General features: G+C 59.6%; 16 protein-coding genes. 8 read left to right on the forward strand and 8 right to left on the reverse strand.

Annotated elements, in window-relative coordinates; all coding sequences use genetic code 11:
* Positions 1–5: 5 nt before the first annotated feature.
* The 5 genes from PL599_RS08640 to PL599_RS08660 all read right to left on the reverse strand — a co-directional run bounded on the left by PL599_RS08640 (position 6) and on the right by PL599_RS08660 (position 7,636).
* Positions 6–1,673: an ABC transporter ATP-binding protein gene (locus tag PL599_RS08640; protein WP_077983925.1), complete on the reverse strand. Its 1,668-nt coding sequence runs from the start codon at positions 1,671–1,673 to the stop codon at positions 6–8.
* 12 nt (positions 1,674–1,685) lie between these two features.
* Positions 1,686–2,822, reverse strand: a complete 1,137-nt coding sequence (locus PL599_RS08645; protein WP_137411163.1) for an ABC transporter permease — start codon at positions 2,820–2,822, stop codon at positions 1,686–1,688.
* Between the two features lies 1 nt (position 2,823).
* Entirely contained in the window at positions 2,824–3,831 is a 1,008-nt protein-coding gene (locus tag PL599_RS08650) for an ABC transporter permease (RefSeq protein ID WP_077983927.1), read from the reverse strand.
* Positions 3,832–3,976: 145 nt separating this feature from the next.
* Entirely contained in the window at positions 3,977–6,064 is a 2,088-nt protein-coding gene (locus PL599_RS08655; RefSeq protein WP_217003923.1) for an ABC transporter substrate-binding protein, read from the reverse strand.
* 105 nt (positions 6,065–6,169) lie between these two features.
* On the reverse strand, positions 6,170–7,636 hold the full coding sequence (locus PL599_RS08660; RefSeq protein ID WP_217003924.1) for an alpha-glucosidase/alpha-galactosidase: 1,467 nt from the start codon (positions 7,634–7,636) through the stop codon (positions 6,170–6,172).
* Between the two features lie 197 nt (positions 7,637–7,833).
* On the opposite strand from PL599_RS08660, the gene PL599_RS08665 reads away from it, so the two are divergent.
* Both PL599_RS08665 and PL599_RS08670 read left to right on the forward strand, forming a co-directional pair.
* Positions 7,834–8,721, forward strand: a complete 888-nt coding sequence (locus tag PL599_RS08665) for an AraC family transcriptional regulator (RefSeq protein WP_271358988.1) — start codon at positions 7,834–7,836, stop codon at positions 8,719–8,721.
* A gap of 77 nt (positions 8,722–8,798) precedes the next feature.
* The gene (locus PL599_RS08670) at positions 8,799–9,260 is read left to right on the forward strand and encodes a hypothetical protein (RefSeq protein ID WP_269824336.1); all 462 of its coding nucleotides are present in this window, start codon (positions 8,799–8,801) and stop codon (positions 9,258–9,260) included.
* A 15-nt stretch (positions 9,261–9,275) separates the two neighbouring features.
* On the opposite strand, the gene PL599_RS08675 is transcribed toward PL599_RS08670, so the two are convergent.
* From PL599_RS08675 to PL599_RS08685, 3 genes are read right to left on the reverse strand one after another with little or no spacing between them, the layout of a single operon-like run.
* The gene (locus PL599_RS08675) at positions 9,276–10,187 is read right to left on the reverse strand and encodes a DMT family transporter (RefSeq protein ID WP_269824335.1); all 912 of its coding nucleotides are present in this window, start codon (positions 10,185–10,187) and stop codon (positions 9,276–9,278) included.
* The gene (locus tag PL599_RS08680) at positions 10,184–12,586 is read right to left on the reverse strand and encodes a PIG-L family deacetylase (RefSeq protein ID WP_269824334.1); all 2,403 of its coding nucleotides are present in this window, start codon (positions 12,584–12,586) and stop codon (positions 10,184–10,186) included. The genes PL599_RS08675 and PL599_RS08680 overlap by 4 nt, the downstream gene beginning before the upstream one ends.
* 19 nt (positions 12,587–12,605) lie before the next feature.
* On the reverse strand, positions 12,606–13,832 hold the full coding sequence (locus PL599_RS08685; protein ID WP_269824333.1) for an ROK family transcriptional regulator: 1,227 nt from the start codon (positions 13,830–13,832) through the stop codon (positions 12,606–12,608).
* Positions 13,833–14,086: 254 nt separating this feature from the next.
* On the opposite strand from PL599_RS08685, the gene PL599_RS08690 reads away from it, so the two are divergent.
* From PL599_RS08690 to PL599_RS08715, 6 genes are read left to right on the forward strand one after another with little or no spacing between them, the layout of a single operon-like run.
* Positions 14,087–15,340, forward strand: coding sequence for an extracellular solute-binding protein (locus PL599_RS08690; RefSeq protein ID WP_142913855.1), 1,254 nt, complete (start codon positions 14,087–14,089; stop codon positions 15,338–15,340).
* 17 nt (positions 15,341–15,357) lie between these two features.
* The gene (locus PL599_RS08695) at positions 15,358–16,299 is read left to right on the forward strand and encodes a carbohydrate ABC transporter permease (RefSeq protein WP_191217897.1); all 942 of its coding nucleotides are present in this window, start codon (positions 15,358–15,360) and stop codon (positions 16,297–16,299) included.
* Positions 16,296–17,138, forward strand: a complete 843-nt coding sequence (locus PL599_RS08700; RefSeq protein ID WP_080793593.1) for a carbohydrate ABC transporter permease — start codon at positions 16,296–16,298, stop codon at positions 17,136–17,138. The genes PL599_RS08695 and PL599_RS08700 overlap by 4 nt, the downstream gene beginning before the upstream one ends.
* Before the next feature lie 4 nt (positions 17,139–17,142).
* Positions 17,143–18,657: an argininosuccinate lyase gene (argH, locus tag PL599_RS08705; RefSeq protein WP_149148145.1), complete on the forward strand. Its 1,515-nt coding sequence runs from the start codon at positions 17,143–17,145 to the stop codon at positions 18,655–18,657.
* A complete protein-coding gene (locus PL599_RS08710; RefSeq protein ID WP_149148146.1) occupies positions 18,657–19,697 on the forward strand; it encodes an ABC transporter ATP-binding protein in 1,041 nt (346 codons plus the stop codon). The genes argH and PL599_RS08710 overlap by 1 nt, the downstream gene beginning before the upstream one ends.
* Positions 19,694–20,587 carry a carbohydrate kinase family protein gene (locus tag PL599_RS08715; protein WP_269824331.1) on the forward strand — a complete coding sequence of 298 codons (894 nt, stop codon included), beginning with the start codon at positions 19,694–19,696 and terminating at the stop codon, positions 20,585–20,587. Before PL599_RS08710 ends, PL599_RS08715 begins: the two co-directional genes overlap by 4 nt.
* Positions 20,588–20,600: the final 13 nt, after the last annotated feature.

Raw genomic sequence — 20,600 nt, forward strand, 5'->3', positions numbered from 1 at the left:
TGAATTCAAGCGATTTCAAAGGCGGCCCGTACAAGCCGCTGAGTATACTCGGTTTTAGGGTTGCTCAGCACATCCTCGACAGGGCCTTGCTCAACGATCTGCCCGCGCTGCATGACGATGACGCGGTGGCAGAGCGCGCGGACCACTTTCAGGTCGTGCGAAATGAACAGGTAGCTTAAGCCCCGCTCATCCTGCAGCTTTCGCAGAAGGTCGATAATCTGTGCCTGAACGGAAAGATCGAGCGCCGAGGTCGGCTCATCGAGCAGGATGAATTCCGGCTCCAGCGCCACCGCACGGGCAATGGCGATGCGCTGGCGCTGGCCGCCGGAGAATTCATGCGGGAAACGGGAGAGGATGTTGCCGGGCATGCCGGCCGCCTCAAGGGCGTCGCGCACCCGGTCCAGCCTTTCGGCTTTCGTCCGGCCAAGGCCATTGACGACAAGACCTTCCTCGATGATCTGACCGATTGTCATGCGCGGATTGAGCGAGGCGAATGGGTCCTGAAAGACGATCTGCATGCGCGAACGCAAAGGCCGCATTTCGGCGCGGGAGCGGCCATCGACCCTTTCGCCGTCAAAGACCACCTCGCCGCCCGCCGGCTCGTTCAGCCGAAGCAGGGATTGTCCGAAGGTCGTCTTGCCGGAACCGGATTCACCGACGAGGCCCAATGTCTCGTGCCGCCTGAGGGTGAGCCCCAGACCATCGACGGCGATCAGTTCCTTCAGTTCCGGTTTGAACAGCCCGCCGTAACGCATCATGAAAGAGACGCGCACGCCGCTTGCCGTCAGCAGCACGCCGGACTTTTCCGGCAGCGGCTTTGCCGTGCCATGCGGTTCGGAGGCAAGCAGCTTTTTCGTATAGGGGTGTTGCGGCGCTTCGAAGAGCTTTTCCGTTGTGTTGTGCTCGCGCATCTCACCATGCTGCATGACATAGACGTAATCGGAAAACTGCTTCACGATCGTCAGGTCATGGGTGATGAGAACCACGGCCATGCCGCGCTTCTTCTGCAGATCGCGTATGAGGTTGAGAATCTGCGCCTGCACCGTCACATCGAGCGCAGTGGTTGGCTCATCGGCAATCAGCACATCCGGATCGTTGGAAAGCGCCATGGCGATCATCACACGCTGCCGCTGGCCGCCGGAAAGCTGGTGCGGATATTGTTTCAGCCGCGCTTCCGGCTCCGGTATCTGCACCTGCCGCAGCAGATCGAGCGCCCTCGCCTCGGCTTCCTTGCGGCTGAGCTTCGAATGGACGCGGATCGCCTCGACGATCTGGCTGCCGATCGTATAGATCGGGTTCAATGAACTCATCGGTTCCTGAAAGATCATCGAGATGCGGTTTCCGCGCAGCGCCCGGCGTTTGCTGCTGGAGAATTTCAATATGTCGTCACCGTTGAACCGCACGGTCGCGGATTTCGAAACCGAAGCCCGCTTCGTCAGAAGCCCCATGATCGTGCGGGCCGTGACGGATTTTCCCGAACCGGACTCGCCGACGATGGCAATCGTCTCGCCCCGGTAAAGCTGAAAGGATATGTCCTTCACCGCCTCCACCGTGCCGTGCTCCACCTTGAAGGTCACGGCAATGTTGCGGGCGTCGATGATGGCGTCGTCGTGACGGTCAACGGCATCGAAGCGGATGGCGGGGGCGTAGGCCTTGTTCTGGGCAGCTTCCATTTCACGCTCCTCTCAATAGGGATCGACGGCATCGCGCAGGCCGTCGCCGAGCGCGTTGAAGGCGAAGACGGTGACCAGCACGAAACCGACCGGGGCAAGGATCCACGGATAGGAGCCGATGACGGAATAGGTCGCCGTATCCTGCAGCATCAGGCCCCAGGAGATCAGCGGTGGTTTGACCGCAAAGCCAAGGAACCCCAGGAAGGATTCGAGCAGAACGACGCTTGGAATATGCAAGGTCACGGCAACGATCACATGGCTCATCACATTCGGCAGGATGTGCTGGAAGATGATGCGCCGGTCGGTCGCGCCAACGGCAATCGCCGCGCGCACATAATCGATACGCGCGAGCGCCAGCGTCTTGCCGCGCACCTCGCGCGACATCTGCGCCCAGCCAAGCGCCGACATGACGCCGACCACAAAGACAAGGAACACGGTCGTCGGTGCGGTGACCGGAATGAGCGAGGTCAGCGCGAGATAAAGCGGCAATTGGGGAAAGGCCAGCACCACTTCCACAAAACGCTGCACCCAGGCATCCAGCGGCCCGCCGAAATATCCTGATATCAGACCGACACTGGTGCCGATGACGGTGACGATGGCGACGACGCTTAAGGCGATTGCAAGCGAGATGCGCGAGCCGTAAATGGCGCGCGACAGCACGTCGCGTCCGAACTTGTCGGTGCCGAGAAAATGGACAGGCTGGCCATCGGTCGAGCCGAAGAAATGCCGGCTCATCGGGATAAGGCCCAACAGCCTGTATTCCGCACCTTTGACGAAGAAGCCGAGATAGACGGGATTGTCGTAATCCGGCCCGACGATGGGCTGGAAGGTGACGGGATCGAGTTCTTCCGTCTCGGCGATGGCATAGACGCGCGGTGCAAGGCTTAAATTGCCGTCTTTGTCGAAGAAACTGACCACCTGCGGCGGCGAAAAGCTGGCATTGGTTTCAAGCGGGTTCATCGGCGCGAAGAAATCCGCAAAGACGGCAATCAGGATCAACAGCGCTACCAGCACCAGCCCGACTATGCCGGTAAACGAGCGCCGGAGACGCCGCCAGACCAGTGCGAGATAGGTCTCGTTGCCATGGGTGGAGCGGTCGGGTTTTGCCGCGGTAGCAGTTTCGGTTTTCACGTCGTCAAACGCCATCATCTCAGGCCCTCCCGAATTCGCGGACGCGCGGGTCGAGCATGGCGAGCAGCATGTCGGCGATGATGTTGCCGACGATCAGCGTTGCAGCCAGCACCATCATGAAGGTGGCGGTGACATAAACATCTCCCACCGCCATGGAGCCGACAATGGCCGGGCCGACGGTCGGCAGCGCGAAGATGATCGCGGTCTCGATTTCACCGCTCAACATATAGGGCAGCACCACGCCCTGATACATGACGAGCGGGTGCACGGCATTCGGCACCGCATGGCGCATGATGACGGCGCCTTCTGAAAGCCCCTTGGCGCGGGCTGTCTCGACATATTGCGCATTCAGCGTATCGAGCAGATTGCCGCGCATGACCCGCATATTGTAGGCAAGGCCGCCGAAGACGGCGATGGCGACCACCGGCCAGACATGGCTGACGAGATCGACGAATTTTGCCCACGACCAGGGTGCCCCGCCATATTGCGGCGAAAAGAAACTGCCGATCTCCGACACGTCGAAATGAAACACCATGAGATAAACAAGGATCAGCGCCATCAGGAAACGCGGGATCGTCATGCCGAGGAAGGCGATGGTGGAGAGAAGGTTGTCGACCCAGGAATATTGCCGTGTGGCCGCCCAGATGCCGAAAGCGATGCCGAGAATGGACGCAAAGATGTGGCAGACCAGCGCCAGCGCAATGGTGCGCGGCAGGCGTTCGCCAACCACATCGGCAACCGGCTTGTTGTAATAGAAGCTGTAGCCGAAATCGCCGCGGGTGACGATGCCCCCGATCCAGTTGAAATATTGAATGACGAGCGGCTTATCGAGGCCATGTTCGATACGGTAAGCCTGCGCCTGCGCTTCCGCCTGTTCGAAGGACGCCCCGCCCTGGTTCATCAGCTGCGAGCGGATGTAGTCGGCATAATCGCCGGGCGGCGCCTGAATGATGGCGAAGGTCACCACGCTCAGGATCAGCAGTACAGGAATGGCGGATGCCACGCGTATCGTCAGAAATCTCAGCATCGAACGGTCTTCCTCGGTTTGGATGGGCCGTGTGTTGCCGGCCGCGCTTCACGCGCGACCGGTACCGGGTGTGCTCCGGGAGGAGTTCTTCAGGGTCTTGGCATTTTCAGACGAAAAAGCAGTGTCCGCTTTTTCGGGAAATGCTTTAGTTGATCGGCCCGCCCTCGCCCGGCTTGCCGGGAAGCTGCTGCGGGAAAAGTTCGTATTTGCCCTGCTTGTCGGCTGCGACCCAAAGGCGTTCGCGGATGATGGAATCTTCGGCCCAGTTGAACATGAAGATCGGCGTGCCCTGCGGCACATTCGAGAACCGCTTGTTGACGATCAGTGCGCCGGGATATTCGGTGAGGCCAATCGTATAGAGGTTCTGCGTATAGACCTTCTGATATTGCTTCATCAGTTCCGCCCGCTCGGCATTGTCTTGCGACGAGATGAATTTGCGAACGATGTCGGCCATCTCCTTCTCGAACGGCATCAGATCGAGTTCCTTGCCTTCGGGCGAGCGATGGTTCCAGCTGGTGCGCGGGCCGACAGGGGCAAGCTGCTCGGTATTTTGCACCACGGATGAAAGCTCGGTGGAGTTGCGCCGCACCAGCCAGTCGAACTGTCCGCCATAATGGGCGGCGTCGCGCTGGTTGGAATCGAGACTGTTGATAACGACGCGCAGGCCGAGTTTCGCCATCTGGCCAACAAGACCTTCCGCGAGGCTCTTGTCCGTCGCGTAACCGTTATTGACGAGAAGGGTAATTTCGACATTGCGACCGCCCAGCGTTTCCTTCGGGAAATTCAGGAAACCATCGCCATCCGTGTCCTTCAGGCCGATCGAGGCGAGTGCGGCCTTGGCGCCCTCAAGGTCGAAGGGGTAATAGACCGTGGAGGCGCGATCATAAAAACTGGTGCCAGACGAAATGCCGCCCGGATAGATCGCCGTGAACGGACCCTTCACCAGCGAGTCGCCGACCGCCTTGCGGTCGATGGCCGACGTGACGGCCTGCCGGAACACCTCGTTGCGGTTCAGCTCGCGAATGGCCTGCCCGCGCTCGTCCGGATTGCCCCAGCCATTGGCGGAGAAGTTCATCTGCAGATTATAGCCGATGAGGCGCGGCCCGAAGGCAAGGCGGGCCGGCGCATTGGGCTCGGCGGCGCGTTTCAGTGAAGCGACGAAATTTTCCGGCTGTTCCAGGTTTGAGAAATCGCCAGATCCCGCCACGGCCTGCACATCACGGTCTGCCCAGGTGGAGAGCTTGTAGTGAACTTCGTTGAGATAGGGTAGCTGCTGGCCCTTCTCATCGACCTTCCAGTAATAGGGGTTGCGGCGCAGAACGATGAGATCGTCCGGCCGGTATGACACCGGCACCCACGCGCCCATGACCGGCATGTTCATATATTCCGGCGGGAACGCGTTCTTGAACTGGTTATAGGTGTTCTTGGAATATTTCGGATGCTGGGGCTTCAAGAGATGCGACGGCCCGGGGCAGAAGCTCGGATAGGCCATGGTGTAGAGATATTGTTTGGGAAACGCCGCCTTGAACGTCCATTCGACGGTGTAGTCATCGACCTTCTTCAGCGTCGTTCCCTCGCCGAAAGCCTCAGGCGATGCGCCGCCGCCAAGCGGTGAGACATTGGGATCGATGACGGCGTCTTCCCAGTAGAACATCACGTCATCGGCGTTGAAGGGTTCGCCGTCGGACCACTTGGCACCCTTGACGAGATGCATCGTCAGCTTGTGGCCATCTTCGGACCATTCCCAGCTTTTCGCCAGATTGGGCAGCGGTTCGGTATCCTTGGCATCCACCTGGAAAAGCGGCGCGGTGCGCGTCAGGCATTCGGAAAGGGCGATATCGATGCCGCCCCAGCCCTGGCTCTGGCCGGCAATGTAGTTCCAGCCCTCGGGCCTGCCGCCCACCACATGGCGCATCGTGTCGCCGTAAACACCCATGCCGTCGGGCATATTGCCGGTCTTGTAGACCAGCGGCTCTTCCGGCAGGCGCTCTTTCAAGGGCGGCAGCTTGCCGGTCTTTTCGAATTTCTCTGTGATCCAGTCAGGTTCGCTGTAGTCCGGCAGCGCCTTGAATTCGAGGATCGAGTCACGCGCCACATAATTGATCTTGCCTTCGGCCGGAAATTGCGGCGGCTCGGGCGGCGTGGTGGTCTCGAAGGCATTCGCATTGAGTGCAATCATCGAAACACCGAGACCCAGTGCCGAGATGATACCGATCCTGCGTTGAAGTAACATCGTTTTTCCTCCCAAATGGCAGCTCTTCGAGCGCCCACCCTCTGTGATTGTTAAGACCGGACGGCGAACTCCCTTTCGCCACCGGCCTGTTTTCATGCTTTTTCCTCAAACAGCCTTCTTGAGTGCCGATTTTTCGGCCCGCAATTCTTCGATGGAACGCACATTGCGGCGGGCGGCCCCCGCCCAGTCACGCGTCTTGACGGTTGATTTCGCAAGCCGCTCCTTTGCTGCCGGAACGGCATCGGCATATTGCGGCAGCCAGCGCGCCTGCGCGACAACCATCTCATCCACCATCTGCCAGACCTCCTCTGGCGTTGAGACGGCGCCGACCAACGGATCATGCAGCACGGCAAGCTTCAAAAGATCGATATCGCCGCTGACCGCCGCATGCACCGACATGCGCTGGACGTTGATGGAGGCCATGCAGGTAGCCGCACAGGCTTCCGGCAAGGTGATGCCCGAGACCATATTGATGCCGAAACGGTCGACGAAACCGGGTGACTCGATAATGGCATCCGCCGGCAGATTGCTGATGACGCCATTGTTCTTGACGTTGAAATGGCCGCGATAGACACGCCCCGTCTCCAGCGCCTCGAGAATATGGCTCGCATGTTCGTTGGAGCGCCTGGCCGGATCGATCGGCTTAGCGGCAGACGCCAGGAACTGCGGAAACTCGGTTTCGAACCAGTTGCGCGTTTCCGTGGAGTGGCGAAGATACCCGCCGGTTTCGCCATGAATCCAGTCGGACATGTCGATCCAGCGACTGATCTCCTCCGGTCGCTTACGATACCACGGCAGATATTCGGAGAGGTGACCGTTGCTTTCGGTCGAATAGACGCCGAAACGCTTCAGCACGTCGATGCGCAGCTTCTCCTGCTGTGAGAAGACCGGATGCGCCTCGAAGGCAGCGATCAGTTCTTCCTTGCCAATCTTGCGACCGTTGAGCTTCAGATCGATGAACCATGTCTGGTGGTTGATGCCGGAGCAGATATAATCGAGTTCTCCAGGCGATTTCGCGCCGAGGATTTCGGCGATCTGTTCCGCGCCGTGCTGCACGCCGTGGCAGAGACCGACCGTGTCCACCTTGCCATATTCGATGGCCGCCCAGGTGTTCATGGCCATGGGGTTGGCATAGTTCAGGAATTTCGCACCCGGTGCTGCGACTTCGCGGATATCCTTGCAGAAATCCAGAATGACCGGAATGTTGCGCTGACCATAGAGAATGCCGCCAGCGCAGATCGTATCGCCCACGCACTGGTCGACGCCGTATTTCAGCGGAATGCGGATATCGTCGGCATAGGCTTCCAGACCGCCGACCCGCACGCAGCTGATGATATATTTCGCGCCCTCCAGCGCCCGGCGGCGGTCGGTATCGGCCGTCACCTTGACGGGGAAACCATTAGCCTCAACGATCTTGTCGAGGATCGCCCTGATCATATCCAGATTGTGCTGGCTGATATCCGTGAGCGCGACTTCAATATCGCGAAACTCCGGCACACACAGGAGATCGGTGAACAGTTTTTTAGTGAAACCGACGCTGCCTGCGCCAATAATAGCGATTTTGAAACTCATAACGCCACCTCTGTTGCAAATCGAACGGGTGAAACGGGCCGAAGGATCGTAAAATGGCATTGCAGAAAAATACCGTTAAGAATCCCGGAAAACCGGCCTTCATCCCAATTTTTCAGCAACAATATCCTGCTGGCTGTCTCCTCGGATCGGGATTATGCGTATAATATCGGTGAGGGCCAGAGAAGGATTATGCTTTCATGGGTAATTTTGTGCTGCAAGATTTGATCGACCAGGGACCCTGTATGCGAACAGTTTCGCTGCCGCGGGGCCGCCAGACGCTGCACACCATGCCGACCAGCAGCGGTTATGAAATCCGCCGCAGCGGCAATTACGACTGGGACGGGCGCAAGCGCGGCCAGACGCCGTTCACCGTGCTGCAATATTGTATCGGCGGACAGGGCAACCTGCGTTACGAAAACCGCCATTACGTGGTGAGACCGGGCGAAACCCTGCTGCTGCTCATTCCTCACAATCACCGCTACTGGCTTGAAGAGGGCAAGCAATGGGAATTCTTCTGGATTTCCATGAATGGCGAGGAAGCATTGCGCATTCACCGCAATATCCTTTCCGTTACCGGCCCGATCCTCAAGCTCCAGCCCGAAACCGTGGATCATCTCGCCGAATGCTGTTCCCGCCTCGTCAATGGCGCGGAAACGCCAGGCGCTGCCTCCGCCGTTGCCTATGAGGCGGCGATGACGCTTTATGACGATGTCTTCGGTTCTCATCCATCTTTCGGGGGCGAATATCGCACCATGCAGCAGGTGCTGAGCTACATCGACATCCATCTCGGCGAACGGCTTTCGGTCAGCGACCTTGCGGCGGTGGCAGGCCTCAGCCGCGCACATTTTTCCCGCATCTTCGCGGAAAGCGAAGGCCTGTCGCCGGCGGAATTCGTGCTGCAGCGACGCCTGCGCCGAGCGGCCAAGCTTCTGACCTCGGCTGCCGACCTTCCCATCAAGGAAGTGTCGGTGCTGTGCGGGTTCGAGGACCCGAACTATTTCTCCAAGGTCTTTCGCAGGCTCTACGGCACCAACCCCAGCGAATTCCGCACCACCGGCATGTATGCGAGCGTGCGGCAGGGCTGAACGCAACGCGACTTCGTTTTGACATGTTTCAGGCGATTAAGGATGGGCGTTACGCCCCTTTTTGGAGACCCGCCGAGGTGAAGAGCATAATCCGGACGATCATTGTTTTTCCGCTTCGGGCGATCATCGTTTTCGCCATGATCCTCGACGGTATTGTTCGCCCGCTCTACCGGCCCGTCATCAGGGCCATATCCGGGCTGACATTCATCAGGCGACTGGAAAGCCGGATCGCGCGACTGCCGCGCCTCGCCATTCTCCTTTGCCTAGCCGTGCCCTTCGCCATCGCCGAACCCATGAAGATCATCGGTCTTCTTCTCATTGCCCATGGCGCCGTCAAGCTGGGGTTGGTTCTCACGATCCTCGCCCATCTCGCAACATTCCTGATCGTCGAGCGCATCTATCACGCCGGCCGGGAAAAGCTCCTTACCTATCCCTGGCTTGCATGGATCATGCGCTATGTGCGTTTCGCACGGTCGTTTTACGATCGCCTCAAACTCGCGGCACTGAACTGGATCAGGCTCCGGCTTCTGGCGCAATAGAGGCAGATCGACCCGTCACTGTTTGCGACGCAGCCTTTTCAGCAGATATTCCGCAAGGGCGGTCGCCTGGAGCGAAACGAGAATAATAACGATGCCAAACACCACACGGGCCTCCGGCACTTCGTCAAACAGGAAATATCCGACTGCGGTCACGAACAGGATCGACAGATAGCTGACAGGCGCAAGGATGCTGGCATCGGCAACGCGATAGGCCCGCAGGAAGCAATATTGCCCCATCTGCGCCAGCAATCCGATGCCGAGCAGCGGAACCCAGTCGAATGACGCAACCGGTTTCCATGTCCAGATCGCCGGAACGGCGGTGATGACGGCGAGGCCCACCGTATAGAACACCATCATGACCGTGGTATTCTCCTGCCGCAGCGCCCGGGTCTGGATCACTGCCAGCGCGCCGAACACCACCGAGACCAGAACGACAACCACACCCGCGCCAAACTCCGCGCCTCCCGGCCCGATGACAACCAGAACGCCGACAAATGCAAGACAGGCACCGGTCCAGCGAAAACGGCTCACGCTTTCACCGAGAAAGGCAACAGCCATTGCCATCGTCACCAATGGCCGCGAGAAACCGATGGCATTGACGGTCGCAAGCGGCAAAAGGGTGATGGCGATGAAATTGCTGGTGAGTGCGATGGCGTTGCAGCAGATGCGGAAGATGTTGCGCCAGGGATATTTGACGCGCGCCATTTCCCGCCTGTGCCGCCAGATGAGTGGCAGGATGAACATCAGACCGATCATCGCCCTGATAAAGACAAGCTGGAAAGCGGGATAGGTGACGCCCTGCGCCTTGACGAGCGCGGTCATTCCGCCCGCAACAAGGGTCATATCCAGCAACAGCCATCCTATGCCCGCGCGCGTATCCGTTTCGCGCGGGGTTTCCTGTTCTTCGCTTTGGCCGTCGCCATTCACGCCGGCTGCACAAGATTGGCCATAAGGCGGAAGGCCCCGGGCACAAGCTTGTCCATCTGGTGATGCAAAACAAGGCTGGTATGGGTGTGACGGCCCTTGCCTATGATACCGGAGACCAGCGCGCCCTTGAGCGGCTGCTCATCGACATCATGCATGGCGAGTAATGGCTCGTAGACATCATCCCAGCGCGCGGCGAAATAAAGCCCGCGTTCCTTGTCCCACCCCGCCCAGTCGGCGGCATTGATCCTGTTGGGGCCGGCAAGCAGCGGATGTTCGGGCGCCAGCACCGTTACCTCCGCCTGCGGGTCGGTTACACGCCAGCGCAAGGAAGGCCTGCCGATCTCAAGCCGTCTCACAGGCGTCGTCTCCGGATCCCATCCATCGGTCGGCCGGTGATAGAGCGTGACGAGATGGCCGCCGCCTTCAACGAAACGATGAAGCTTTTCCGTTGCAGCGGCCAGGTCCTTGCGGATTCCGAAGGCGAAGATGCCGATAACGATCGTCGTAAAAGATGACAGGTCGCCGCCAAGCGCCTGAGCATCGAGTTCGGAAACATTAAGACCCATGCGCGAAAGCCAAAGACCCACCCTGTCGGCGCCGCCGCCGACATAACCGACGTGTGCGCCCTCGGGCAGTTTGAGGTCCAGCGACAGGATATTCAAAACGGACGGCGCCAGAAACCTTGCCCTGCCGATGTGCGGATAAGCGATGGGCGTGATCTGGAAAGCGGGTTGCGAACCGACAAGCGCTTCTATTCTGGCAAGGCCTGCCGTCGCATCGCCAGTGCGTTCCGCAATCCAGTCGCCGCCGTTTCTGCGCAGGTTCCAGCCGCCCGTAGTCCTGAACGACAGAGGCGCATCGGCGCCCTTCACATGCGCCTGAAAGACATGGGCATCCTGCCCCTTTCCAAGCGGAACCAAAAGGGCATCGGGCGCAATCGTCAGCGACTGCGCGGGCGTTACGAAAAACGGCTCCTCCAGATCGAAGGCGGCCGAGACCTTTCTGCCTTCAACCGTTGCGGAAAGCAGCACAAAGGCATGGCCATTGCCGCCCAGGGCTTTCCAGTCGGGCTGATAAAGCCCGGAAACAGCGGCATCCCGATCGGCGGCAAGCGAAAAGACCAGCGTCCTGCCACGCGACTGAACGGACGACGAGACACCCGCTGGAAGGACCGGCGTGACCTCGACGTCAAATTCGCCCGCCTTGTCTGAAAGCTCCACGGAAAGAACCGACGTTCCACCCGCAACGATCTCCCCCGGCTCGGCATAGGCCCGCTCGAAAACATCGAGCGCCGTCAGGATAGCGGCGTCGACCTGCACCCGCTTGCGTGCGATCCGATGCCCGTGCAGCTCCTTGAAATCCGCAGCTGCGGCTTCATCTACCGTCTGCAAAAGAGCCGCCGCAGCAAGAAGCGACGCCGTGATATTCCGCCTGTCGGGAAAGGCCGCGATTGCTTGGCTTATTGCCTGTTCGGCCTTGACCAGCGCCTTTGCCAGTTCGGCATCCAGCCCCGGAAAAGTCGCAAGGTCGGTGAGTGAAGACGGAAGCCTGTCGAGGATCGAGCTTTCCTCGCCGCCGACGGCATCCGAGAGCTCCAGATGCAGCGGCCAGACCTCCTGCGCCCGTTTCGGCCAATGACCCATTCCCTGTGAGGCATGATAATAACGCGACCATTCGCCGATGCGGTCATATTGCGCACCGGTGGCCGCCTCCTTGCCCGGAGCATTGACTATCAGCGTCGTCTCCGGCGGCGGCACTTCGTCATCATAGGTGTCGCCACCGCCAGACCATGCGGGGAGGTAATATTTGGCCACCTGCCAAGGTTTCAGCCCCTCGGCAAAATGCTCGGGATAGGCGGCAGGATCGGCCGCCAGCGCGATGGCGCTCTTTGCCGCCCGCGTCATGGCGCGGTGGTGCCCATGCTGTCCCGGCACATCGAGAAAGGTCGGGATGACGATATCCGGGCGCTCCTTGCGGTAGGCGCGCACCAGCCGCTCGACGATGCGTTGCTGCCCCCAGCGGTTAAAGGTCTGGTCGCCATCCTTGGAAAAACCGAAGTCGTGAATGATATCCGCCGGGCCATGGCCGAGCCAGCTGATGTCCGCATCGATGACACGGGCGGCCTCCTCCAGCTCCCGCGACCGGATGACGCCAAGCGCGCCCAGCCTTTCCGGCCCCAGCGCATTCTGCCCGCCCTCGCCGCGTGTGGAGCAGGCGATGATGATCCGCATACCGAGTTTCATGCGAAAATAGGCCAGAAGTCCGTTCTGCTCGTCGTCGGGATGCGCGCCGGTGTGCATGACGGTCACGGTGGATTTCAACGCGCTCAGCTTGCGGTGCAGGCGGACAAGCCACGGATCGGCCATCTGCCGTTCGATGCGCTCCCGAGGGTTAAGCATGGGCGGTCTCCTCCAAATTTCAACCGGGTGCCTGCGTTGCAGCTCCCGTGGATGTCTCGAGTTTTGGTGTGACGATGTCGAACAGCGGCAAGGCGGCCGCACCGAGTGCCGCCGTCAACTGTCCGGATTTGCCGTGCATGACACGCGGCAGTTCCCGCTGTCGCCGGCTTGCGACCGAGGTTGGCAAAGTGCCCATCCGCACAATGACTTCACTGATGACGATCTCAGGCAGCGCACCGCCGAGAATGACAGTCTGCGGATCGAGAATATTCTCGAGCATCGCAACCATGGGCGCCAGATGGGCGGCGGCATCCTCGATCCATTCCATCACCACCGGATTGCCCGCTTTGAACAGGGCTTCCAGATCGTCAAGCTCCGTATCCGCGACACCGGCGCAGACAAGTTTTTCCTTCAGCACGTAAACCGAGGCATAGGCTTCGAGGCACCCTCTCTGCCCGCAGGAGGGGCAAGGCCTTCCCTTTGGCGAGACGGTCACGTGGCCGATTTCGCCGGCATTTCCGAATGCGCCGCGATAGGGTGAACCATCCTGAATGATGCCGAGGCCGATACCGACGCCGAAATAGATCATGCAGAAATTCGGGATGGCCAGGCCCGCACCGAACAGCCGTTCGCCGACAGCGGCGGCCGTCGCATCGTTTTCGACCACGACCGGCTGACCGCAGGCTTCCCCCAGCATCTGCCGGGCATCGATGCCGCCCCAGCCGGAAAGCGTCGTCGGCCCGACGGACGTCATGCCATCGATCTCGAAAGGACCGGGCATGACAACCCCGGTGCCAAGCAGCCTGCGGCCGAGATTTTTCGCAACGGCAGCGTGCTCGGCGGCAAAAGTCTTCAATATGGCGTCCGGCGTAGTGTCCTTGAGGGGTGTAACACGATGGGTACGCAACACGCCGGCAAGATCGAGACCGACCGTGACCATATGGTCGGCGGCAATTTCCACGCCGATGGTCGCCCCGCCATCCGGATTGACCGCGAACTGGATCGGCGGCTGGCCCCTGCCGGTGCGACGACGGCCGAGTTCCTTGAGCAATTCCTCGCCAACCAGCTCGTCGACGATATTGGCAACCGCCTGCGGGGTAAGATGGGTAATCTTGGCAATCTGGGCGCGACCGAGTGAGCCATGCCGCCGGACGAGGTCGAGAACGACTCGCCTGTTGTGCTCCCGGCTTCGCTCGGGATTTTTTCCGATTGCTACGGGATAAGCGTCCACCGTGTGCACCGTCATCTCTTCAACTTCCCGTCTGTTGGAAAATTCATAGCGTCGAATTGAGGATAAGCGCAATATAATAATTCAAGTAAATTATCTTATTGACAAACGGACGCCTTCAGAGAACCGTAGAGGGCGACCGGGGGTCAGGTTTGCATGGGGCGGAAGAGGAAACTCCGCGGCCGGCGAATCGATGAGCGCGCGCGAAAGCGCGAATAAAGGGAACGATCGCTCCGCATCCGGAAGACCGGACGGAGGAAAAGGAGGCTTACATGCGCAGGGCAACTCTGTTCGCCGGCTTGGTCGCCGGTTTCAGCACATTTGCATTCAACGCCGCGCAGGCGGTGGAAATCGAATATTGGCAATATGTCTTCGACACCCGTGTGAAAGCCATGGACGAGCTGATCGCGGAATTCCAGAAGGCCAATCCTGATATCACCGTCAAGCAGGTGACCTTTCCTTACGCCGATTACCAAACGCGCGTGATCGCCGCCAACATGTCCGGCAATGGCCCGGACGTGATGCAGCTGTTTTACGGCTGGCTCGACAAGTTCGCAGCCGGCGGCATTTTGCAGCCACTGCCGGCCGATACCTTCCCGCATGACAAGATCGAAAGCGAATTTTTCCCCATCGTCAGCGCCATGAAACGCGGCGACGACTATTATGGCCTGCCGACAGCGGTTCGTTCGCTGGCGCTGTTCTACAACAAGAAGCTCTTCACCGAAGCCGGTCTCGATCCCGCCAATCCACCGAAGACGCTCGATGAATTCGTCGCCGCCGCGGAAAAGATCGCCAAGCATGATGCTGCCGGAAACCTCACCGTTGCCGGTTCCACGCTCGACATGGGTGGACAGGACCATCAGTGGTGGCGTGAAGTCCTCATCCGCCAATATGGCGGCGAGCCCTATACCGACAACGACCAGAAGGTCGCCTATAATAGCGAGCCGGGCATTCAGGCCCTGAAATTCTATACCAGCCTGCAGCTTGAAAAGAAGATCGGCCAGGTGGGCTTCATGGATGAGGGCCAGGCCGCCTTCCGCGCCGGCAAGGCGGGCATGACCATCGACGGCACCTTCCGGCTCGGCTCGTTCCGCACCATCAAGGATTTCGAGTGGGGCGTGACCGAGCTTCCCACCAATGACAAGAATATCCGCTCCAACTATGCGAGCTACTTCGCCAACGGCATCAGCGCCAAGACCACGGGTGAAGAGCTTGAGGCCTCCAAGAAGTTCCTTGCCTATATCTCTTCCCCGGAAGCCATGGCGATCTGGCTGAAGACGGTGGGCGAGTTGCCGGCGCGGCGCTCCGCAGCGCTGACCGAAGAAAACCTGAAGGACCCGATCTACGCGCCGTTCCTGAAGGGTCTGGAATATGCCCATACGACGCTGTTCATGGATGAGGCAGCCCAGCGGCAAAACGCCATCGACATGACAAACCGTGTCCTCCTCGAGGGCCAGTCGGTTGAGGACTCCATCAAGCAGGCCGCCGAGGCCGAGCAGGAAATCATCGACGCGGCGAAACCCTGAAAACCGCAGGTCCAACAATGACAGCGATAGATCAACAGGGGGCGGCATCCGGCCGCCCCGGCGGCTCCTTCGGAGATCGCTTTTCCATGCGCACGAAACGGCTTTTGTGGATCTGGAGCTTTCTGGCGATCCCGATCCTGTTTTACAGCGTCATCCGTTTTTACCCGACGCTGCAGGCCTTCTATCTGTCCTTCACCAACTGGGACTTGCTCAGGCCAGCAAAGTTCATCGGCGCCGCCAATTACGTCAAGCTGTTCAAGGATCCGCAATTCTGGAAGGTGTTCAAAAACACCTTCACCTATCTCATCGTCGGCACGCCGATCAGTCTCGTCCTTGCTTTCGTCATCGCCTTTTATCTCGACCGGGTGCGCATTCTGCATGGTTTCATTCGCGCGCTGTATTTCCTGCCCTATCTGACGACTGCAGCGGCCATGGCCTGGGTCTGGCGCTGGTTCTATCAGCCGCCGCCCATCGGCATCATCAACGACGTGTTCGGCATGATCGGCATTCCCCAGCAGCCCTTTATCCGCTCCACCGATCAGGCGCTTTATTCGGTCATGGTGACAGCTATCTGGGCGGGGCTCGGCTTCCAGATCATCATCTTCATGGCCGGCCTGCGTGCGATTCCCACGACATTCTATGAAGCCGCGCGTATCGACGGGTTGGGTGAATGGGCGATCCTGCGCAAGATCACGCTGCCGCTTCTGAAACCAACCACCGTTTTCCTCGTGGTGTTTTCCTCCATCGGCTTCCTTCGCATCTTCGACCAGGTCTACAACATGACCACCAATGATCCGGGCGGCCCGCTCGGTTCAACCAAGCCGCTGGTGCTGATGATCTACCAGACCGCGTTCAATTCCTATGCCATGGGTTATGCCGCAGCACAGACGGTCGTCCTATTCACCATTCTTCTTGTCGTATCGCTGGTCCAGCTCTGGGTCCTGAGGGAAAAGAAATGAGCGAAGCGCCGCCACTCTCCCACGCCCGCATCCGCCCCGGCCGCATCGTCACCTGGACGCTGCTGTTCATCGGCGGCCTGATCATGATCTCGCCGCTGCTCTTCATGTTTTCGACCTCGTTCAAGACGGCGGATCAGGTTTACGATCTACGTCTCATTCCGGCAGCACCCACACTTGCAAACTACATCACCGTCATGGCCGATGGCCGTTTCCTGCGCTGGTTCTTCAACTCCATGCTGGTTGCGGTCATCGTTACCGTGTCCAACTGCTTCTTTGACAGTCTTGTCGGCTACACGCTGGCGAAATTCGAGTTCCGCGGTCGTTATTTCATCTTCCTGGCAATCCTCTCGACGCTGATGATACCGACCGAAATGCTCGTCATTCCCTGGTATCTGATGTCCAGTCAGCTCGGCTGGCTCGACAGCTACTGGGGCATCATGTTCCCTGGCATGATGACGGCCTTCGGCACCTTTCTGATGAAGCAGTTCTTCGAGACGGTTCCGAACGACTTCATCGAGGCCGCGCGCGTCGACGGGCTCAACGAATTCCAGATCTGGTGGAAAGTCGCCCTGCCGCTCGTCACACCGGCGCTCTCCGCACTCGCGATCTTCACCTTCCTCGGCAATTGGACAGCCTTCTTCTGGCCACTGATCGTCACGACAAGCAAGGAGCTTTACACGCTGCCGGTCGGTCTTTCGAGCTTTGCCGTGGAACAGCAAATCCAGTGGGAAATGATCATGACGGGCGCCGCCATTGCGACCATCCCCACCCTCATCGTCTTCATCGTCCTGCAACGCTACATCGTTCGCGGTGTGATGCTGGCGGGTCTGAAAGGATAATATCATGGCCGATATGAACCCGCGCCTGTCCGACACCAGCAAGTTTCCCGACCCTGTCTACAAGGAAACCGTGCTGCGCCCGCTGTTCGACGGCGCCAAGAACCACCATGTTGACGGCTTCCGCCGCATCGACCGCGCCCATCTGGTCATGCTGCGCGAAACCGGCATTCTCGATGCCGAAACAGCGGCGAAGATCGCCGGCGCGCTTGAGGATATTGACAGGACCATCGAGCCATCGGAGCTGGTCTATACCGGCGAAGTCGAGGATTTCTTCTTCCTGATCGAGAAGGAGCTGAAAGCCCGCATCGGCGTCGATGTAGCCGGGCGCCTTCACACGGCGCGTTCACGCAACGATATCGATCACACGCTGTTCAAGATCGGCCTCAAGGACAAGATCGACACGCTCACCGCCAAGGCGCGCGTTCTCTTAAAAGCGCTGATCGATGCCGCCGAGCGCAATCAATCCACCCTGATCGTGGCCTATACGCATGGTCAGCCGGCCCAGCCCACCACCTTCGGCCACTACCTTTCCGCCGCCATCGAAGTGCTGATCCGGGATATCGAGCGTTTTGCCGAAGCGCGACGCATCGTCGATCTGTCGCCGATGGGCGCCGCCGCCATCACCACCTCGGGCTTTCCCATCGACCGGGCGCGGGTTGCCGAATTGCTGGGGTTTGCCGCGCCCTTACGCAATTCCTATTCCTGCATCGCCGCCGTGGATTATACAACAGCGACCTATGGCGCCATCGAACTGATGTTCCTGCATCTCGGCCGGCTTATTCAGGATTTCCAGTTCTGGACGAGTTTTGAGGTCGGCCAGATCTATGTACCGAATTCGCTGGTGCAGATTTCCTCGATCATGCCGCAGAAACGCAACCCGGTGCCGATCGAACATCTGCGCCACCTCGCCAGCCAGACATTCGGCCGGGCACGCACGGTGCTGGATGTAATGCACAACACGCCCTTCACCGACATGAATGACAGCGAGGGCGAGACGCAGGGTATGGGTTATGAAGCCTTCACTTCTGCCAGCCGGGTACTCGATCTTCTCGCCAGCCTCGTTGGCCAGATCAGCATCGATCCTGAAAGGGTCGACCAGAATATTCGCCGCTCCTGCATCACCATCACCGAACTGGCGGATTCACTTGTCCGCATCGAAGACCTGTCATTCCGTCAGGCGCATGAAATTGCCGCGACTGTTGCCAAGAGCGTCGTCGCGCTGAAGGGCGATCTGCCGAATGAGGGTTACCAGCCGTTCCTAAAGGCGTTTCGGGAACTGGCAGGACGCGATACCGGCATCGACGAGGAAAAATTCAAGCAGATCGTCTCGCCGGAACACTTTGTCGCCGTGCGCAGCCGCTTCGGCGGCCCGGCGCCTGAACCCATGCGGGAAGCGATTGCGGCATACCGCGACAGGCTCGGCGCTTTTGCGGCGGAAGCACGGCGTTTCGCCGATCACGAAGCGGCGAAAGCCGCCGAACTGGCAGAGAAATTCACCGCCCTGACGGGAGCGCGATAATGGCGACAATCGAACTCAATCAACTCGTGAAGCGCTACGGCAAGGTGGAGGCGGTCAAGGGCATAGACCTTGCCATTGAAGACGGCGAGTTCGTCGTTTTTGTCGGCCCCTCCGGCTGCGGAAAATCCACCACCCTTAGAATGATCGCGGGTCTGGAGGAAATTTCCGACGGCACGCTGAAAATCGCCGGAAACGTCGTCAACGAGAAAGAACCGAAGCAGCGCAACATCGCCATGGTCTTTCAGAATTATGCGATCTACCCGCATATGACGGTTCGCCAGAATATCGGTTTCGGACTTTATACCTCAAAGCTCGACAGGGCGGAAAAGAACCGCCGCATCGAAGAGGCCGGCCGGGTGCTGGGGCTTGAGGCCCTGCTCGACCGCCGTCCTGCCGCTTTGTCGGGCGGCCAGCGGCAGCGCGTCGCCATCGGCCGCGCCATGGTGCGCGATCCTGCTGCCTTTCTTTTCGATGAGCCGCTCTCCAATCTAGACGCGCAGTTGAGATCACAGATGCGCATTGAAATCAAACGCTTGCACCAACGTCTTAAGACGACAACCGTCTACGTCACCCATGATCAGGTGGAAGCCATGACCATGGCGGATCGTATCGTGGTGATGAAGGACGGCCATATATTGCAGGTCGGCACGCCGACGGAACTTTACGAAACACCCGTCGACATCTTTACCGCACGCTTCATAGGCAGCCCCTCGATGAACCTCCTGCGCGGAACCAGCGCCGGTGACAGCGTTGCGCCCTCGGCCACGGGAGACCTTCTGATCGGCGTCAGGCCGCATGATCTGCTGGTCGGCGAGAACGGTGCTGCTCAGGCAACGTTCACGCTTGAGGGAACGGTAACGGCGGTCGAGCCGCTCGGGCCGGAGACGCTTGTTCATCTGGACACCGACACCAGTTCGGTGATCGCCACTGCGCGAAGCAAAACCATTCCGGCCGTCGGCAGCCGGCTGCAATGCCAGGCGGAGCGAGGTTCGCTTTATCTTTTCGACGCCAAGACGGAAAAGCTTCTGGGCCGCGCATGATGACAACGGAAAAAACTGCCGTCATCAGCGTCGGCCGGATCTATTGCGACCTCATTTTCACCGGGCTTGACGAATTGCCGGTGCTCGGCCGGGAACTGTTTGCCCGCGACATGGAAATTGCCGCCGGCGGCGGAGCTTTCATTGCCGCCGCGCATTTCGCCCATATCGGCCGACCCGTTGCGCTGCTGGCAAGGCTCGGCACCGACACATTTTCGCGAGATATCGGTGAGAAAATGGCGCGAAGCGGCGTCGACCTGCAGTTTTTGGAACATTCAGCAGATGCCGGACCGCAAGTCACGGTGGCGACAGTGGTTGGTCAGGACCGGGCATTTTTGACGCGACGCGCCGGTGCCGCCCAGCCTTCGACGCTGGATGCCGCCTTTGCGTGGGAAAACGCCCGGCATCTGCACATCGCCGAATTCGCCACTCTGCATGAGATGCCCGACCTGGTCTCCCGCGCCAAGGCAAGCGGATTGTCCGTTTCGCTCGACCCAAGCTGGGATGCTTCGCTGATCTATGACAAGGGCCTGCTCCAGGCCTGTGCCGGCGTCGACGTTTTTTTGCCGAATCTCGAAGAGGCCGAAGCAATCACTGGTCATTCTGACCCGGAAATCGCGATCCGCGCTTTATCAGAGGCGTTTCCCGTCGTGGCTTTGAAAGGTGGCGCGCAGGGGGCGTGGGTTTCCTCTCAGAGGGGGCTGCGGCATGTAGCGGCCCAGAAAGTCCCGGTTATCGATACGACCGGCGCAGGCGACGCCTTTAATGCCGGTTTTCTCGATGCGTGGCTTGAGGGACAGGACGAACAGCGATGCCTCAAAGCCGGGGTCGCTGCGGGCAGCCTTGCCGTGCAGGCGGCAGGCGGCGCACCAAGGGAGACGGCCGCCGCTTGAGGCATCCCGCCTG

It is taken from the genome of Agrobacterium sp. ST15.16.055, from assembly GCF_027956555.1.
Taxonomy (GTDB): domain Bacteria; phylum Pseudomonadota; class Alphaproteobacteria; order Rhizobiales; family Rhizobiaceae; genus Agrobacterium; species Agrobacterium salinitolerans.

Excerpts from the sequence above, each read along its gene's own strand:
- PL599_RS08645 (WP_137411163.1), bottom strand. The coding sequence starts at position 2,822 with ATGATGGCGTTTGACGACGTGAAAACCGAAACTGCTACCGCGGCAAAA.
- PL599_RS08680 (WP_269824334.1), bottom strand. The coding sequence starts at position 12,586 with ATGCTTAACCCTCGGGAGCGCATCGAACGGCAGATGGCCGATCCGTGG.
- PL599_RS08660 (WP_217003924.1), bottom strand. The coding sequence starts at position 7,636 with ATGAGTTTCAAAATCGCTATTATTGGCGCAGGCAGCGTCGGTTTCACT.
- PL599_RS08655 (WP_217003923.1), bottom strand. The coding sequence starts at position 6,064 with ATGTTACTTCAACGCAGGATCGGTATCATCTCGGCACTGGGTCTCGGT.
- PL599_RS08710 (WP_149148146.1), top strand. The coding sequence starts at position 18,657 with ATGGCGACAATCGAACTCAATCAACTCGTGAAGCGCTACGGCAAGGTG.
- PL599_RS08640 (WP_077983925.1), bottom strand. The coding sequence starts at position 1,673 with ATGGAAGCTGCCCAGAACAAGGCCTACGCCCCCGCCATCCGCTTCGAT.
- PL599_RS08665 (WP_271358988.1), top strand. The coding sequence starts at position 7,834 with ATGGGTAATTTTGTGCTGCAAGATTTGATCGACCAGGGACCCTGTATG.
- PL599_RS08650 (WP_077983927.1), bottom strand. The coding sequence starts at position 3,831 with ATGCTGAGATTTCTGACGATACGCGTGGCATCCGCCATTCCTGTACTG.
- PL599_RS08685 (WP_269824333.1), bottom strand. The coding sequence starts at position 13,832 with ATGACGGTGCACACGGTGGACGCTTATCCCGTAGCAATCGGAAAAAAT.
- argH (WP_149148145.1), top strand. The coding sequence starts at position 17,143 with ATGGCCGATATGAACCCGCGCCTGTCCGACACCAGCAAGTTTCCCGAC.
- PL599_RS08690 (WP_142913855.1), top strand. The coding sequence starts at position 14,087 with ATGCGCAGGGCAACTCTGTTCGCCGGCTTGGTCGCCGGTTTCAGCACA.
- PL599_RS08715 (WP_269824331.1), top strand. The coding sequence starts at position 19,694 with ATGATGACAACGGAAAAAACTGCCGTCATCAGCGTCGGCCGGATCTAT.
- PL599_RS08695 (WP_191217897.1), top strand. The coding sequence starts at position 15,358 with ATGACAGCGATAGATCAACAGGGGGCGGCATCCGGCCGCCCCGGCGGC.
- PL599_RS08700 (WP_080793593.1), top strand. The coding sequence starts at position 16,296 with ATGAGCGAAGCGCCGCCACTCTCCCACGCCCGCATCCGCCCCGGCCGC.